This is a genomic window from Streptomyces sp. NPDC057302 (genome assembly GCF_042667685.1).
Classification (GTDB): domain Bacteria; phylum Actinomycetota; class Actinomycetes; order Streptomycetales; family Streptomycetaceae; genus Streptomyces.
Genome location: NZ_JBHUZJ010000001.1, coordinates 141,668 through 158,583, shown reverse-complemented (window position 1 = coordinate 158,583; position 16,916 = coordinate 141,668). Strand labels below are relative to the sequence as shown.

Annotated in this window: 10 protein-coding genes; 5 read left to right on the top strand and 5 right to left on the bottom strand. The window is 72.8% G+C overall.

The annotated features are described in order from the left end of the window. Positions 1 to 176 precede the first annotated feature (176 nt). The 3 genes from ACFUPX_RS00675 to ACFUPX_RS00665 all read left to right on the top strand — a co-directional run bounded on the left by ACFUPX_RS00675 (position 177) and on the right by ACFUPX_RS00665 (position 4,373). Positions 177 to 2,441 (top strand): AAA family ATPase, encoded by a 2,265-nt coding sequence (locus ACFUPX_RS00675; protein WP_383313602.1) that lies wholly within the window; start codon positions 177 to 179, stop codon positions 2,439 to 2,441. A 184-nt stretch (positions 2,442 to 2,625) separates the two neighbouring features. Further along, a complete protein-coding gene (locus ACFUPX_RS00670) occupies positions 2,626 to 3,942 on the top strand; it encodes a hypothetical protein (RefSeq protein WP_383313600.1) in 1,317 nt (438 codons plus the stop codon). A 2-nt stretch (positions 3,943 to 3,944) separates the two neighbouring features. Then, positions 3,945 to 4,373, top strand: coding sequence for a hypothetical protein (locus ACFUPX_RS00665; protein WP_383313598.1), 429 nt, complete (start codon positions 3,945 to 3,947; stop codon positions 4,371 to 4,373). A gap of 72 nt (positions 4,374 to 4,445) precedes the next feature. Here the strand turns inward: ACFUPX_RS00665 and ccrA are convergent, their stop codons facing one another. Further along, complete coding sequence (gene ccrA / locus ACFUPX_RS00660) at positions 4,446 to 5,720, bottom strand: crotonyl-CoA carboxylase/reductase (RefSeq protein ID WP_383313596.1); 1,275 nt, start codon at positions 5,718 to 5,720, stop codon at positions 4,446 to 4,448. 122 nt (positions 5,721 to 5,842) lie between these two features. Here ccrA and ACFUPX_RS00655 point away from each other — a divergent pair, with 122 nt between their 5' ends. Further along, complete coding sequence (locus ACFUPX_RS00655) at positions 5,843 to 6,832, top strand: acyl-CoA desaturase (RefSeq protein ID WP_383313594.1); 990 nt, start codon at positions 5,843 to 5,845, stop codon at positions 6,830 to 6,832. On the opposite strand, the gene ACFUPX_RS00650 is transcribed toward ACFUPX_RS00655, so the two are convergent. From ACFUPX_RS00650 to ACFUPX_RS00640, 3 genes are read right to left on the bottom strand one after another with little or no spacing between them, the layout of a single operon-like run. Then, positions 6,774 to 7,796, bottom strand: a complete 1,023-nt coding sequence (locus ACFUPX_RS00650; protein ID WP_383313592.1) for an alpha/beta hydrolase — start codon at positions 7,794 to 7,796, stop codon at positions 6,774 to 6,776. The genes ACFUPX_RS00655 and ACFUPX_RS00650 overlap by 59 nt on opposite strands. 28 nt (positions 7,797 to 7,824) lie before the next feature. Next, positions 7,825 to 11,907, bottom strand: a complete 4,083-nt coding sequence (locus tag ACFUPX_RS00645) for an acyltransferase domain-containing protein (protein ID WP_383313590.1) — start codon at positions 11,905 to 11,907, stop codon at positions 7,825 to 7,827. After that, on the bottom strand, positions 11,904 to 13,736 hold the full coding sequence (locus tag ACFUPX_RS00640; protein WP_383313588.1) for a fatty acyl-AMP ligase: 1,833 nt from the start codon (positions 13,734 to 13,736) through the stop codon (positions 11,904 to 11,906). The genes ACFUPX_RS00645 and ACFUPX_RS00640 overlap by 4 nt, the downstream gene beginning before the upstream one ends. 267 nt (positions 13,737 to 14,003) lie before the next feature. Here ACFUPX_RS00640 and ACFUPX_RS00635 point away from each other — a divergent pair, with 267 nt between their 5' ends. Further along, positions 14,004 to 15,449: an MFS transporter gene (locus ACFUPX_RS00635; RefSeq protein WP_383313586.1), complete on the top strand. Its 1,446-nt coding sequence runs from the start codon at positions 14,004 to 14,006 to the stop codon at positions 15,447 to 15,449. Here ACFUPX_RS00635 and ACFUPX_RS00630 read toward each other — a convergent pair. Next, entirely contained in the window at positions 15,438 to 16,799 is a 1,362-nt protein-coding gene (locus ACFUPX_RS00630; protein WP_383313583.1) for an AMP-binding protein, read from the bottom strand. The genes ACFUPX_RS00635 and ACFUPX_RS00630 overlap by 12 nt on opposite strands. Positions 16,800 to 16,916 lie beyond the last annotated feature (117 nt).

The window sequence follows — 16,916 nt, the reverse complement described above, 5'->3', positions numbered from 1 at the left end:
CCCTCTGCCCCCGGCCTCTCGGGCGTCGGGCTCACGTGGACCGGCTTCTCCGGCTCGTTCTTGGTCACGCCAGACAGGACGCCGGTGACGGGTGATCTGCCTGACAAGCCGCTCGACCCTGCGCCCCGTAACCCAGATCGGGACACGGAGTTAGAGGATCTGTCGAATTCGGTGCAGTGACGATTCTGCACGAGGAGTGTGGCGAGGGGCGGGCGGCAGGGCTCGCGGCGTGGCAGGGGCTGATCGAGGGCCTGGACGTGAAGGGGATGACGGGTCGGGTGCGAGCGCGCGCGGGCGGGGGCGGGGGTCGGAGTGGGGCTGGCCTGGTGGGCCGGGCCGAAGAACTGTCGAGGCTCCGCCGCCTGCTGGCCCAGAGCAGGCTGGTGACGGTGACGGGCGGTGCGGGCGTCGGCAAGAGCACCCTCGCGGCGCATGCCGCGGCAGCGGTGGGCAGCCAGCTGACGGACAGCGTGGTGATCGTGCGGTGGTGGGACGGCGCTCCGGGGCGGGGGCAGTCCGTGGCGCGGGCGGTGATCGAGGCGATGGACGGGGAGGCGGGCGAGGACGCGGGGCGAGGCGTCGGCGACAGTGTGAACCGGACGGCTGAGGAGGGTGAGGGCCGGGAGATCGGCGGGGGTGGAGGCTGCGAGGCCGACGCGGGCACCGGCCGGGACGTGCAAGACCCGTCCGCGCGGGCCGGGCCCGAGCTGGGGATACGTGAGCGCGGTGGTTCCGGTGAGCGGGAGCTCATTGCGCGGCTTCGGGGGCGGCGCGTGCTGCTTGTCCTGGATGACTTCGACCCCGTACGTGACGAGTGCCTGCGCATGGTGAGGGCGTTGCTGCAAGACGCACCCGGCGTGCGCGTCATCGCCACCGGGCGGCAACCGCTGGGCCTCGGCCAGGAATTGGTCCTGCGCCTCGGACCCCTCCCGGTCGGCGCGCCGGAGGCAGGGACCGAACCGGGCCCCGCGGTAGCCCTGTTCAGGGAGCGGGCCCGCGGTGTCCGGCGCGAGGCGGAAGCGGGCTCCGGGGGCCCGGCGGCCTCGGCGCCCAGGATTGACGAAGTCTCCTCGCCCACGCACGACGATCGACCCTCCACGCCCACCTCCACCGAGGCCGAACTGCGCGCCATCAGCGACATCTGCGCCCAGCTGGAGGGCGTACCGCTGGCGCTGGAGCTCGCCGCGGCGCAGACCGCCCTGCACACGCCCGCCCAGCTCGCGCGGATGCTTCGGGCGGGGCAGGGATGGCTCGGCAGGCCCGAAGCGCCCTTGCGGCGGCATCGGTCCTTGCGGGCCGCGGTGGGCGCGAGCTACGCGCTGTGCGGGCAGGCCGAGCGCAGCGTCTGGGCGCGGCTGAGTGTTTTCGCGGGCGAGTTCGACGAGGACGCCGCCGTCCACGTATGCGCGGGCGGCGGGATCGAACCGACGCGGGTCGCATCGTGCCTGGCGCGCCTCGCCCAGGCCTCGGTGCTCGAACCGGTGCGTGATCCCGGCGGCGTGCTGCAGCCCCGCTACCGGCTGCCGGCCGCCGCCCGCGGATTCGGCGCCGAACGCCTCGAATCCGTCGGCGAGTCCGCGACGGCGGCCGGCCGCCACCTCTCCTGGTACCGCACGATCGCCTCGACCGCCCACCAGCTGTGGAGCACCGGACACCACGAACAGGCGACCCTGCTGCTGCGCGACGCCGAGCACGATCTGCGGGCCGCGCTCCAGAGGGAGCCGCGCACCGCCGGCGAGAGCGCCACCGCCCTCGGCATGGCCGTCGACCTGTGGTTCTGGTGGGCGGTGTGTGGACACGCCGCCGAGGGCCGCGACTATCTGCGGCGGCTGCTGCCCCGGGGACGCGCCGACACCCCCGGCTCCGGGCAGGCCCTGTGGCTGGCCGGCTGGCTCTCGGCGTGCACCGGCGCCCCGGGGGCCGAGGAACTCCTCGGCCAGGCCTGGCGGGTGGCCGTCCTCTCCGGCGACGACGCCACCATCGGCCGGGTCGCCCACGTACAGGGCGTCATCGCGCTGCGCCACGGCGAGACGGAACGCGCCATCGAGCATCTGCGGGAAGCCGCCCACACCGTCCCCGACCACGCGGAACACGGCCCGCCCGCCGCGATCAGCTGGGCCTGGCTCGCCGTGGCCCAGGCGCGCGTGCGCCCCGCCGACGCGCTGCACAGTGTCCGCCGCGCGTCGTCAGGCACCCAGACGCGGCACGACATATGGACGCGCTCCATGACGCAGTACGCGCACGCCCTCGTCGAGCATCTGCGCGGCCGCCACAGCCGCGCCTGGCGCCGCGCGCACAAGTCCCTCGCCGGGGTGCTCTCCGTGGCCGGACCGCTCGGTGGCGCATCGGTCCATCAGCTGATCGCCGCGATCGAACGCGGACCGGCGTCCGGCGCAGGCGAGTGGATCCCTCCGTGCGGGTGGGACCCACCGGGTACTTGACGCGCGGGCGACCGGCGGCAACCGGCCACGGACGGCCCGCGTGCCGCCCGCCACGCCGAGCATCCCCCATCTGACACCTGCCCCTTTCAGGTCAAATAGCGCAAAAACATAGGATTATCTGATTCGTTCATCTTCCTGCGGTCTACACATGGTTCGACCAGGGAAGCGAGTGAACGGAGTGAGTATGCGCTCGGTCGGCCGAAGGCAGGCGCTGGGCCTTGGACTTGCGGTGACAGCGGGCGTGGGCCTTGGCGGGTGCGGCGCGAGGGAGTGGGGATCCACGGATTCGGCGTCCCCGTCGCCGTCGCCGTCCGGAAAGGGGCGGGGCCATGGGCGCGACGAAGAGGGCGGCCAGCACGGCGCGCAGCAGAAGCAGCACCCGGCGAAGCCCATCGGTGACGGTTCGACGGCCTATTCGGGCCGGCAGCCGAACCAGCCTGTCGCTCCCGTCCCTCTGGAGCCGGGTGAGACGCCCCCGCAGTTCGTGATCTTCTCCTGGGACGGCGCGGGCGAGGTCGGCAACGGTCTCTTCCCGCGCTTCCTGAAGCTGGCCGAGGACCACGACGCCCGGATGACGTTCTTCCTCTCGGGGCTCTATCTCCTCCCCGAGTCCAAGAAACGGCTCTACCGGCCGCCGAACAACGCGGTCGGCGCGTCGGACATCGGTTATCTCACCGACGGTCACATCAAGGAAACCCTGAAGTACGTCGGCCAGGCCTGGCTCGAAGGCCATGAGATCGGCACGCATTTCAACGGACACTTCTGCACCGGCACGGGAAGCGTCGCCAACTGGACGTCCGCGCAATGGCAGAGCGAAATCGACCAGGCGGCGTCCTTCGTCAAGGAATGGCGCACGAACACCGGCTGGACCGATCTGCCATCGCTTCCTTTCGACTACGACAAGGAACTCGTCGGCGGTCGCACTCCCTGCCTGCTCGGCCGGAACAATCTGCTGCCCGTCGCCCGCGAACGGGGCTGGCGCTACGACTCCTCGTCGCCCGGCGGATTGCAGCGTTGGCCGGAGAAGCGTCTTGGCGTGTGGGATCTGCCGCTCCAGCAGATTCCTTTCCCCGGACACCGGTTCGAGGTCCTTTCCATGGACTACAACGTCCTGGCCAACCAGTCGAAGAATTCGACACGGGCACCCTCGTACAACTATCCCGGCTGGCGCACCCAGGCGACCCAGTCGTATCTCGCCGGATTCCGCCGCGCGTACGAGACGAACCGCGCGCCGTTCTTCATCGGCAACCACTTCGAGGAGTGGAACGGCGGCATCTACATGGACGCCGTCGAGGAAGCCCTCAAGGCAATGGCCGGGAAGAAGGACGTACGCCTCGTCTCCTTCCGGCAGTTCGTCGACTGGCTCGACGTCCAGGACCCGGCCGTCCTCGCCAGGCTGCGCGGACTCGAAGTGGGGCAGCGCCCCGACGGCGGCTGGCACAGCTTTCTCGGTAAGTCGACCAGACGAGAAACCATCGATGAGACGGAGACAAGAAGGTGACCGTGAACCGGTTGAAGCTGAAGTACGCATCCGTGAAGTACGTGTCGGTGGCGGGAATCGCGGCCTTCGCCGTTCTGGCGGGCCCCGCGGCCGGCGCCGGCGCCGTGACCCCGCACACCGCGCAGGCGCGCGAGGCCGCCGCGACCGCGGCCCCGCGTCCCACGCTGACGGCGAAGTCCACCGTGGCCAGCGTGCGCGCGTGGCACGATTTCCACATCTACGGAGTCGGCCGCCACATGCGTGCGGGCACGCGCGTCACGCTGCAGCAGAAGCAGGGCAAGCGGTGGGTGTCGCTGCCCGCGTCGGTGTACACCGCGCGCTCCGGGGCGTACAACATGCGGGTCAAGCTCGGCTGGATGGGGCGCAACTCCCTGCGGATCGTCGGCGGCGGCGCCATGTCGCCCGTCATCTACGTGACGGTCCGCCGATAGCCCGACCTGGTCGCGTGATCCCCGGGCATGAGCTCACGAGCTCCTGCCCGGGAGATCACGGGCCTCGGCGCCTCAGACGACGCCCCGCTTGCCGAGCCCGGCCCGGGGCGCCAGCGCCAGTACGCCGACCTTGCCCGTGTGGCGGTTGGCCTGGACGAGGCGGGTGGCTTCGCCGGTGTCCTGGAGGTCGTACGTCGCCGACAGCGCGGGCTGGATCTGACCGAGGTCGAGAAGGCGGGCCACGGCGGCCTGCTCCTGGAGGTTGGCGCCGTGGCTGCCGATGACGCGCTTGAGGCGCATCCAGAGGTAGCGGTTGTCGAACTCGTGGAGATAGCCGGTGCTCGACCCGCAGGTGACGACGGCGCCGCCCCGGCGGACCACGAAGACGGACACCCCGAAGGTCGCCCGGCCGACGTGCTCGAACACGATGTGCGGGTCCTCCCCCACCGCCGCGCGGATCCGCTTCCCGAGCTTCTTGCCGACCGCCGCCGGGTCGGCCGGAGCGGTGCCGGTCAGGCCGATCTCGGCGCGGTTGATGACCGCGTGGCAGCCGAACGCGCGGGCGCGCTCCGCCTTCTCCTCGCTGCCGACCACGCCCACCGCGATGCCGCCGCCGTTGCGTACGAGCTGCGCGGCGTACGCGCCGAGGCCGCCCGCGGCGCCCCAGATCAGCACGATGTCGCCCTGCGTCATCCGTGCGCCACGGTCGCTGACCAGCATGCGGTAGGCGGTGCCCGCGCACAGGGGGTTGGCGGCGGCTTCCTCCCAGGTCAGCCGGTCCGACTTGGGGAGGAGCTGATTGGCGCGGGCCACGCAGTAGTGGGCGAGCCCGCCGAAGTTGGTCTCGAAGCCCCAGGCCAGCTGGGAGTCGCCGAGCATTCCGTCGGCGTGGGTGGCGGGTTCCTCGTCGTCGACGTAGGCGGGGGTGACCACGACCTCGTCGCCGATGTTCCAGCGGCGCACCCCGGCGCCCGTACGGACGACGACTCCGGACGCGTCCGAACCGACCACGTGATACGGCTGATCGTGCCGCGCGGCCCAGCCGCCTTTCGCGCCGAAATTCCGCAGAAAGGTGAACGTGGATATCGGCTCGAACATCGCCGACCACACGGTGTTGTAGTTTATCCCGCTCGCCATGACGGCCACCAGGACCTCGTCGGGGGCGAGTTCCGGCATCGGCACCGATCCCACGTGGAGTGTTTTCCGGACGTCTTTGTCCGCCACCCCGGTAAAGCTCTCCACGTCCTCCCTCCGCAGATGCGCGGCGGTGAATTCGGCGGGTAAGGGAAGTCGGCGCAGTTCATCCGCGCCGGCTCCCCCGACGACTGCCTCTGCGAGCACATCCATGACGTTCCTCCTTCGGCACAACTGTCCAATGGCGCTAGGTCCGTTCATCACTTTCCGAGTAGAGGCCTCCCCAATTCCGTCGCTAAGGTCCGGCTCACCCGTACGGAAAGGTGAGAGAACCCATGGCAGAAGAGAACGCGAACGCCGCTAGGGGCGAACGCATGGGCACAGCTGACCGGGTCGTGGTGGGGGTGTTCGTCGGGATTCCCTTTGTCGCGGTGATCGCGTCCGTCGTCGTGCTGTGGGGGTGGGGCGTCACCTGGCACGATCTGGTGATCGGCGCGGTGATGTACGCCATCGCCGTGCACGGCATCACCATCGGCTACCACCGCCTGTTCACGCACAAGGCGTTCAAGGCCGCCCGCCCTCTGAAGATCGCGCTCGCGGTGGCCGGGACCATGGCCGTCGAGGGCGACGCGATCACCTGGTGCGCCGATCACCGCCGCCACCACCGGTTCGCGGACCGGCCGGGCGACCCGCACTCCCCCTGGCGGTTCGGCACCTCCGTGCGCGCGCTGCTCAAGGGCATGGTGTGGGCGCACGTCGGCTGGACCTTCAACAACGACAAGACGGACAAGGAGAAGTACGTCCCCGACCTCCTCGCCGACCGCGATCTGGCCCTGGTGGCGCGCTGGCAGCCGCTGATCGTGCTGTTCTCGTTCGGTGCCCCCGCCGTGGCCGGCGGGCTCTGGGGGGCGGGCGGCTGGGACTCCGGCGCCGCCTGGTCCGCCTTCTTCTGGGCCGGGCTCGTCCGCATCGGTCTGCTCCATCACGTCACCTGGTCGGTCAACTCGATCTGCCACATCAGCGGGGAGAGGCCCTTCCGGGTCCGTGACCGCTCCGGGAATGTGTGGTGGCTCGCCCCGTTCTCCGGCGGCGAGTCCTGGCACAACCTCCACCACGCCGACCCGACGTCCGCCCGGCACGGGGTGCTGCGCGGCCAGCTCGACTCCAGTGCCCGTCTGATACGGCTCTTCGAGCTGGCCTCGTGGGCGAGTGCGGTGCGCTGGCCGGACGAGCGGAGGCTGGCCCGCCTGGCCGCCGACGCCGAGGTCAGGGCGCCTGCGCGGGAAGCCCAAGGCCCGCCGCCAGCGTCGGCCAGGAAGCCTTGAACTCCTTCTGCCAGGACGGCCAGGCGTGGGAGCCGCCACTGTAGAAGTGGACCGCCGCCGGGACGCCGGCGCGGTCCAGCTGCCGGGCGAACCCGTGCGCCTGGCCCCACAGCGTGCCTTCCAGGACCGCGCCTTCGAGGTTGCCGAAGTCGCTGCTGGGGATGCCGCTGCCCTGGGAGACGTAGAGCCGGGTTCCGGCGAGGCTCTTGGCCAGGGTGGCGGGGTTGTGGCGGTTCCAGTTCTCGCGGTGCAGGAAGGGGCTGCCCCACAGGGCGGAGGGAAGCTGGAGCTCCCTGGCGACGATGGCGTTCATCACCGTCGGCATGCCGAGGGCCGTCGTGTCCAGGACGCCGCTGTACGAGGCCGCCGCGCCGAACGTGCCGGGGTGGCGGGCGGCGAACGCCATGGCTCCGTAGCCGCCGGTGGAGACTCCGGCGACGGCGCGGGTGCCGTTCGCCCGGTAGGTCTGGCTCAGGAGGGCCGTCAACTCCTCGACCTGGAAGGTCTCGTAGTCGGGGGCGGTGGGGCTGCCGTGGTTCCACCAGTCGGTGGGGATGCCGGTGGGCCCCGACGCGGGCAGCACGGTGATGACGTCCTTGTCGGCGAGGAACTCCTCGACGTCCGTCTCGCGGGTCCAGGAGGTGTAGTCGTCGTGGGCGCCCTGGAGCAGGTAGAGCACGGGCCAGGTGCGGTCCGGCTCCTCCTTGAAGCGGGTCGGCAGGATGACGCGCACGGGAAGCTGTCGGCCCACGGCAGGTGAGTCGACGGTGAGGTCGACGGTGCGGGCGTCGAGCCACTTCTCGCCCACGATGCGCGCCCCTTCGGCGGCTCGGGCCGCCGCGGGGCTCGCGGTGGGTGCTCCAAGGGCCGTGGAGGTGCCCAGGGCGCCACCGGTGGCGAGGAGAGCCGTGGCGGCGGCGAGGGCGGCCAGTTTCCTGCGTGGTCTGCGGTGTTTCTGCGGCATGGGGGTGGTCCTCTTCTTTGGGGGGCGGTCAGCGGGGTCGGTCGTCGGCCAGGTCGCGGTTGAGGAACTCCGCGAGCGTGTCCACGACCGGCGGGTCGAGCAGGGAGAGGTGGTGGCCAGGCAGCGGGGTGACCGTGAGATCGGTGCAGTGGGCGTCCCAGCCCAGGGCTTCGTCGCCTCGTTCGTAGCGGGTGTCGCGCACGGTGTGCGGGGCCGGTTCGGTCGCCCGGTACAGGAGGGTCCGGCCCGCGTACGGGCCGGGCTCGTGGCGTTCGCCGCTGCGGAGGTCGAGGGCCGAGGTGCGCTGATGGTCCAGGACGGCCTGGGGCAGGTCGACGGCCTGTTCCAGCAGCTTCATGACGAGGGCGATCTGCTCGGCGTCGTCCCTGCGCGCCAGTTCCTCGTAGGGCAGGGCGAGTTGCGTGCGATAGGTGCGGGCTATGTACGCGGCGAAGTCGGCGTAACGGCGCTCGGCTTCCTCCACCGGAGTCAGCCCTGGGGGCACGGGAAGGGGCAGTACGGAGTCCAGGAGGACCAGGGCGCTGACGGTGCCGTGCCGTGCGAGGAGCCGCGCGGCCTCCTGGGCGAGGACGCCTCCGTAGGACCAACCACCCAGGAGCCAGGGCCCATTGGGTGATACCGCGCGGATGCGTCCAGCGAACCGCGCCGCGCGGGGCCGTACGTCCTGCGGGGCCGTGAGCCTGTCGAAGCCGTGGACGGGGCGGGAGGCGGAGAGGCGTTCGGCGAGGCGTGCGTACACCTCGGAGGTGCCGCCCGCGGCGTGGGCCAGGAAGAGAGGGGTGCCGTGCGCGCTCTCGGCGAGGACACGGAGGGGCCCTTCCGTTCGCCTCACCTCGGCCTTGCGCCTCTCCCCCTGGAATGCCTTGCCTGGGCGGTCCGGCAGCAGCTCAGCGACCCCCCTCAGCGTCGCCTGCCGCAACAGCACCCCCGGCTCCACCGCCACCCCGAACTCCCGCTCCACCGCGGTCCGGACGCGCGCCGCGGTGAGCGAGTCGAGGCCCAGGTCGGTGAGAGGAGTGTCGGCGTCGATCCGGTCGGGGGTGTAGCCCATGACGTCGGCCACGCAGCCGCGGAGACGGTCGAGCGGACCCGTGACCGGGGCGCGGTCCGGGGCGTGACGTGGTCCCTCCTGCGGGCCGGGTTCCTCCCCCGCCCAGAACCGGCGGTGCCGCCAGCGCGGCGTGGGGACGTCGACGATGCGCGCGCCCGGATGCAGGTCCCGCGGGGGCGTGGGCGCGCCGCCGCCTCGTACGAGCAGCGCTGCCAGGGACGTACGGAAGGTGAGCGCGTCGTCGGTGTCGCGGCGCAGGGTCGGCAGGATCAGCGAGCCGTCGCCCGCGCCCGCGTCCCGCAGCGTTTCGGTCAGCGGATGCAACTGCGTGGGATGCGGGGCCACTTCGACGAACACCCGGTGCCCGTCGTCGGCGGCGGCGCGCACCGCCTGGCTGAAGCGGACGGGCCGCCGCAGATTGGCCACCCAGTAGTGGACGTCGCAGGGCGCGGGGTCGCGGGGGTCGGTCAGGACGGTGGAGTAGCGGCGGCAGCCGGGCCGCGCGTGCCGCACGGTGCCGAGCTCCCGCGCGAACTCGGCGAGCAGCGGGTCGACGTCGGGCGAGTGCCCCGCGCCGGTGACGCGCAGCGAACGGGCGAAGCCGCCCTCCCCGGCGACGTGGTCGATGAGGGCGCGCACGTCGTCGGCGGAGCCGGTGACCACACTCTGCGCCGGGGACGCGTGGACGGCGACCTGGAGGGTGCGCAGATCGGCGGCGAGGGCCTCGATGTGCTCGCCGGGGCGGTCCACCACGGCCATGGCGCCGCCCGTGAGCCCGGCGAGGAGCCGTGAACGGATCGCGACGACCCGCGCGCCGGTGGCCTCGTCGAGGGCGCCGGACGCGACGGCCGCGGCGATCTCCCCCATGGAGTGGCCGATGACGGCGGCGGGCTCGAAGCCGTACGACTTCCAGAGCTCGGCGAGGGCGACCTGCATCCCGTAGAGGGCGGGCATGACGACGGCGGGCGATGTCAGTTCGGCGCCGGGATCCATACAGTCCCGCAGTGAGATGCCGGCCTGCTCACGCAGCAGCGGCTCAAGCCGGTCGACGGCGGCTGCGAACCGGGGCTCCGCGGCCAGGAGCCGGCCGCCCATCCCGGCCCACTGCGATCCGTACCCGGAGAACACCCACACCGCTCCGGGTCCGCCCCCGGCCACGGGCGCCGCCCCGACCACCACCCGCCCATCGGGCTCCCGCCCCGCCAGGTGACCAAGGCCCGCGGTCAGCTCCTCCCGGCTGCGGGCGACGACCGCCGCCCGGTGGCGGCCCCGCCCCGCGCGCCCCGCCAGCGTCCTGGCCAGGTCCGCCGGGTGGACGGAGCGGCTGCCCGGGTCTGTCAGCCACCGGGCCAACTCGCCTGCGTGGGCGCGTACACGGTCCTCGGTGACGCCGTCGAGCAGGGCGACGGCGGGGCCGGGCGACGCGGGGCGCGGGCCGCGCGGCACGCGGTGCTCCGCGAGGACCACGTGCGCGTTCGTGCCCCCGAAGCCGAACGCCGAGACTCCGGCCCGTGCGGTGCCCGAGTAGCGGGGCCACGGTTCGGGGCCCGTGACGACGCGCAGGCCCAGTGCGTCGAGGTCGGCGTGCGGGCCCGGTGCGGTGAAGTGCAGGTGGGGCGGGAGCTCGTCGTGGTGCAGGGCGAGGACCGTCTTGATGAGCCCGGCGATGCCCGCCGCCGCCTCCAGGTGGCCGATGTTCGTCTTCACCGAGCCGATGAGCAGCGGCTGGTCGGCGGCCCGCCCGCGCCCCGCGCCGAGCGCGGCCGAGAGCGCGGACGCCTCGACGGGGTCGCCGAGCGCCGTGCCCGTGCCGTGCGCCTCCACGTAGTCCACGGTCGTGGGCGCGATGGCGTGGCACTGCTCGATGAGCGTGCGCTGGGCCTGCGCGCTGGGCGCGGTGAGGCCGTTGGAGCGGCCGTCCGAGTTGACCGCGGTGGACTCGATGACCGCGAGGACGCGGTCGCCGTCGCGCTCGGCGTCCGCGAGGCGCTTGAGGACGACGACGCCGCAGCCCTCGCCGCGCACCATGCCGTCGGCCGCCGCGTCGAACGCCTTGCACCGGCCGTCGGCGGCCAGCGCTCCCGCCCGTTGGAAGCCGAGTGTCACCGCGGGGGAAAGGAGCAGGTTCACCCCGGCGGCGAGCGCCACGTCGCTCTCCCCCGCGCCGAGGCTGCGTACCGCGTGGTGCACGGCGACGAGCGAAGAGGAGCACGCGGTGTCGACCGCCATGCTCGGGCCGCGCAGGTCAAGGAGGTAGGAGAGGCGGTTCGCCGCGATGCTCAGGGCCGCGCCCGGCGGGGACCAGGCCCCGATCGACTCCGGGTCGGCGGTGGTGAGATGGGCGTACTCGTTTCCGCTGATCCCGACGAAGACTCCGGTACGGGTGCCCGCGAGGGAGGGTGCGGGCAGCGCCGCGTGGTCGACGGCCTCGCGGACGACCTCCAGGAGCATGCGCTGCTGGGGGTCCATGGCGGTGGCCTCGTCGGCGCCGATGCCGAAGAACTCCGCGTCGAAGCCCGCCACGCCGTCGGTGTCCCCCTCACCGAGGAAGCCGCCGTGCCTGCTGATGTCGTCCGGCAGGCTCTTCCCTTCCCGCACGAAGGGCGCCCAGCGGTCCTCGCCGACGGTGCCCACGGCGTCGCGGCCCTCGCTCAGGAGCCGCCAGAAGGCCGCGGGCGAGGTGACTTCACCGGGGAGCCGGCAGCCGATGCCGATGACCGCGACCGGTGCGGCGCCACGCGCGGACGGCGGCATTCCGGCGCTCTCCCGCTCGGGCGGCGGCCCCCCACGCTCCGGTTCGCCGCGCGCCACCCGCCGTGCGAGCGCGCCGATCGTCGGCGCCTCCCAGAGCAGCGTCGCGGGCAGCCGGGTGCCCGCCAGGTCGCTGAGGCGAGCCGTCAGGACGACCGCGTCACGGGAGGTGAGGCCGAGCTCCGCCAGCGGACGGTCGTCGGCGATCTCCTCGGCAACCAGGCCGTACCAGGCGCTCAGGCTGTCGACGATCACCGCCCGGATCTCCTCCTGCCCCGCCCCCTTCATCGCCCGCCCTCCGCGCCGTCCCGGCCCCCCTCGCCGAAGGCGCCGAGCAGATAGCGCTCCCGGCCCGCCGCCCTGGCGACCTTGCCGCTGCTCGTCCTGGGCAGGGCGCCCGGTGGGATCAGGAGGAGTTCGGCGAGGCGCAGTCCGTGCCGGGCCGAGACGGCGGCCGTGGCGGTGCGCAGGGCGGCGAGCACGTCCTGTTCGGTGGGTTCCGCTCCCCGCCGGTGCTCGGCGACCACGACCAGGACGTCGCTGTCCGTGCCCGTCCAGGGCACGCGGAACGCGGCGAGCCGGTCGCGGCGTACGAGGTCGACGGCCGACTGCACGGTCTCCTCGATGTCCTGGGGGTAGTGGTTGCGGCCGTCCACGATGATCAGGTCCTTGAGCCGGCCCGTGACGTAGAGCCGTCCTTCGTGGAGCGCGCCCAGGTCTCCGGTGCGCAGCCATCCCGTCTCGTCCTCGTCCTCCGTGGCGCCGGGTGGGCGGAAGCCGAACACCTCCTCCGAGAGCCCGTTGCGCTTCCAGTAGCAGAGGCCGATGTTCGGCCCGCGCAGCAGGATCTCGCCGACCTCGCCCTCCTCCCGTTCGGCGCCGGTCGACGGGTCGGCGACGATCAGCTCCTGCCCTGCCGGGGTGCCGCAGGCGACGAGGTCGGTCGCCTCCGGGTCCGTCGGCTCCCGTACGTCGAGCCGTACGTCGAGCCGCCCTTCGGACAGGGCGAGCGGATCGCACGCCAGGACCGTGGGCGGTGCGGCGAACGTGTCGGTCGTGACGAACACGGTGGCCTCGGCGAGTCCGTACGCCGGGCAGTGCGCCTCGGGCGCCAGTCCCGCGTCGGCGAAGGCGTCGCGGAAGCGCTCGACCGTGCCGGGACGCACGGGTTCGCTGCCGTTGATGAGGACCTTGACGCGGTCCAGGCGCAGCTCGGCGGCTTCCTCACGGTCGATCCTGCTCGCGCAGTAGTCGTACGCGAAGTTGGGTGCGGCGCTGATCGTCCCGGGGTACGCGGCGAGCAGCCGCAGCCAGCGCACCGGGTGTTCCAGGAAGGCGACCGGGTCCATGAGGACCGAGGGGAAACCGCCGACGACGGGCGCGGCCACGCTCAGCACGAGGCCCATGTCGTGGAAGAGCGGCAGCCAGCCGACCGTCGTACTGCTCGCCGCTTCGGCCGCGAAGGCGTCGATGGCCTGGCGGGCGTTGGCCACCACGTTGGCGTGGCTGATCACGACGCCCGCGGGGCTTCGGGTGGAGCCGGAGGTGTACTGGAGGTAGGCGATGTCGTCCGGTTCGAGGCGCTCGGGAAGGGCGGCGGTCGCGGACGTCTCGCGCGGATGGTGCACGTCCGGCCCGTACCGGTCCACGCCCGGTCGGCCCACCAGGACCACCGGCACGGGCGGCAGCGCCTGCTCGGCCATGAATCGCTCGACACCGGCGGCGCTGTTCGCGTCGGCCAGGACGCACGCGGGCTCGCAGTCGGCGAGCACGGCGGCCAGTCTGCCTCCGTGGCCCGGGAGTTCGGGGCTGAACAGCGGTACGGCGATCACGCCCGCGTAGAGGCAGCCCAGGAACGCCGCCGTGTAGTCGAGTCCCTGCGGAAGCAGCAGGGCCGCACGTTCGCCGGGGCCCGCGCTCGCCGCGATCCGTCCGGCGATCGCACGGGCGCGGGCGTCCAGACCCTGCCAGCCGAGGGTGTGGTGCAGGCCGGACGCGGACGGCTCGGGGAACTCCACGTAGGTGAAGGCGCGTTGGTGCGGACGGTTCGCGGCCCAGTGCGCCAAGTGGTCGGTCAGCAGCGGGCCTGCGGGGGGCTGAGGGGACTGCGGTGACATGACGGCTCCAACTGGGCGGCGCGGGGACCGGGACGGGTGGCGTGAGACCGGAACGGGGTGGCGCGGGGACCGGGACGAGCGGTGCACCAGGTTCCGCCTGGTGATGACCCGCGAGTAAGACGGGTTGCTGACAGATCGTCTGACACGCTCTGTCACTCAACTGACAAGCCACCGGACCGGATTCGGCGCCACGGGCAGCAGCGGCGGCCCGTCGGCGCCCCGGAGAATCCGGCAGCGGAACCGCATCGCGATCGAGGGGAGCCGCACGTGGGCCGGGGCAGGCTGACCGCGCTTCTGGCGATGCTCGCCCTGGCCGGCTTCATCACGACGCTCGACAACACCGTCATCAACGTCGCCCTGCCGACGGTCCAGCGCGACCTCGGCCTGAGCGTCACGGACTTGGAGTGGGTGGCCACCAGCTACGTACTGAGCTTCGGATCGCTCCTTCCGGCCGGAGGCAGGCTCACCGATCTGCTCGGCCGGCGGGTGGTCCTGGCGGCGGGCATCGTCGTCTTCACCGCGGCCTCGCTGGCGGCCGCCCTCGCCGACAGCGGCGGGACGCTCATCGCGGCGCGCACGGTGCAGGGCGTGGGTGCGGCGCTCGTCATCCCGGCCTCGCTCGCGGTGGTCGCCGCCGATCTGCCCGCCCGCAGGCGCGCCATGGCGGTCGGCCTGTGGACGGCGGCGCTCGCGATCGCCCTTGCGCTCGGCCCCGTGGTGGGCGGCTTCGTCACCGAACGGTGGGACTGGAGCTGGGTGTTCCTGCTCAACGTCCCCTTCGGCATCCTCGCCCTGCTCCTGGTGCCCGCGGTCCCCCGGGCCGTCGACCGCGTGCGGCACGGCCTGCTGCCGCTGCTCGATCTGCCCGGCGTCGCACTGTCCACCACCTCGCTCTTCCTCCTCACGTACGGCCTGGTCAGGGGCGGGGAGCACAGTTTCAGCACGCCGCCCGTGCCGCTCTGCCTCTGGCTGTCGGCGGCCACCGGCGTCGCGTTCCTCGTCGTCGAGTCGCGGACCTTTCTGCCGCTGGTGGATCTGCGGCTGCTGCGCAACCGTTCGCTGAGCGGGGGCGCGGCGGCCCAGGTCCTCTGGGGCATCGGCGTCAACGGCGTGTTCTTCTTCACCACGCTCTACCTCCAGCGTGTGCTCGGCTTCTCCCCCACCAAGGCGGGGCTCGCCTTTCTGCCGCTGGCCGGCGCGCTCCTGGTGACGACGCCGTTCGCCGAGCGTGCGGCCAAGGCGGTGGGTGCGCACTGGTCGATCGCCGGGGGTCTCGTGCTCGTCGCGGCCGGGCTCGTGTGGGTGTCGGGGACGGGGCTGCACGCGCAGTACTGGGATCTTCAGCCGGGGCTGCTCCTGATCGGCGCGGGCTCCGCCCTGACGACTCCGCTGACGGTACGTTCGGTCGCCGATGTCCCCGCCACGCGCACCGGCATGGCTTCGGGCCTCGTCAGCGCGGCCCGTGAGATCTCCGGGGTGTTCGGGGTCGTCCTGGTCGGCGTGGTCCTCACCCGCACGGAACGCACCGCGCTGCGGGACGGCGCCGATCCGCGCAGCGCGTTCCTCGACGGATACGACACGGGGCTGCAACTGGCCGCACTCTGCGTGCTGTTGGGGGCTGTGGTCACGGCGGTCACGCTGCGTCGTCCGGCCCGGCACCGGCGTACTGACGAAGTCGGCCGGACGCCGTCGGCACGGCGCTCAAGCCTCTGAGGGCGGCCCGGATCCGGGGCAGAACGCGCTTCTCCACTCGCCGGTGACGGTCGCCTCGCCGATAGCGGTCGTCTCCCCGATAGCGGTCGTCTCCCCGATGACCGTCGTGTAGCCGTCCGGGCCGAGCACCGCGACGTCGCCCGTACGCAGCCACCCGCCCGGCAGCAGCAGCCGCCCCGTCCGCGCGGGGTCACCCCAGTAGCCGCCGCACACCTGCGGCCCCCGCACCAGGAGTTCACCGGCCTGCCCCGGAGGCAGCTCGATCGCCGGGGCGCCCTCCTGTCCGATGCGGACCTCGGTGCCGGGCAGGGGCAGGCCGGACGTGCCGGGGCGGGCATTGGCGCCGCGCGGGTTGGCGAGGACGGCGCCCGCCGCCTCCGGGATGCCGTAGCCCTCGACGAGCACCGCGTCGACGGAGTCCCGGATGCGGTCGGCGGCCTGGGCGTCCAGCCTCCCGCTCAGCCAGGTCCGCACGGTGGCGAGGGCCTCCAGTTCGTGGGCGGGGCGTTGGAGCAGGCGCCGGCAGTCGGCGGGGCCGGCCGCCAGGAGGGTCGCCTTCCGTCGGCGTGCCGTGCGCAGGACGGCCTGCGGCTCGGGGGTCGGCAGGAGGACGGTGCGCGCCCCGGTGAGCAGCGGGACGGTCAGGCCGAACAGGAGCCCGTCCGGACGCCACAAGGGCGTGAGGGCCAGAACAGTCTCCTGGCCGACGCGCAACTGCGGCTGCCACAGGCACTGTTGCTGCGCCGCCGCAACGAGGTTCGTGTGCGTGAGCATCGCCGCGGACCCGTCGGCCGCGACGTAGGCGAGAACGGCCAGATCGCTTGGCCGCGGTCCGCCATCACCCGGTTTCGACCGGACGGGCTTCCGTGTACGGCCGCCGCGCCCCGGCCACTCCCCGCCGACCGGCACGGTGACGACCTCCCGTACGCAGGTGTCGCCGCGCGCCGCATCAAGCAGCTCCTTCGCGCAGTCTGCGGTGATCACCAACATCGCGCCCGAGGCGGACAGTTGATGTCTCAGCGTCTGTCGCGACGCCCCGGGGTCGATGGCCACCACGACCGCGCCGAGCCGCAGCACCGCATGCCACGCCACCGCGAACCACGGGCAGTTGGGAAGCACCAGAGCCACCCGGTCGCCGTGCCGGACACCCAGCGTCCGCAGCGTATCGGCGTATGCGCCCACCGCACGGCGCAGCCCCGGGAAGCCGGACCGGACGCCGTGGCGCCGGGCCGCCCCGTCGAGCAGATCGGGGAGCGTGACATCGGGGACGTGCAGGCGGTGCGGCACTCCGGCTGCGTAGAAGCGGAGCCACGGACGTGGGTCCTGGGCCGTCACCTGTGACTCGGTCATGACCTGATCGTGGCGCAGGAGGACGGGCCACCACTTGTGCCCCACGCACAGTTCCGGACCGGTGGGCTGTGGTTCCACTGACTATCAACGCCTGGTTACCGCTCCGTAACTTCGCAG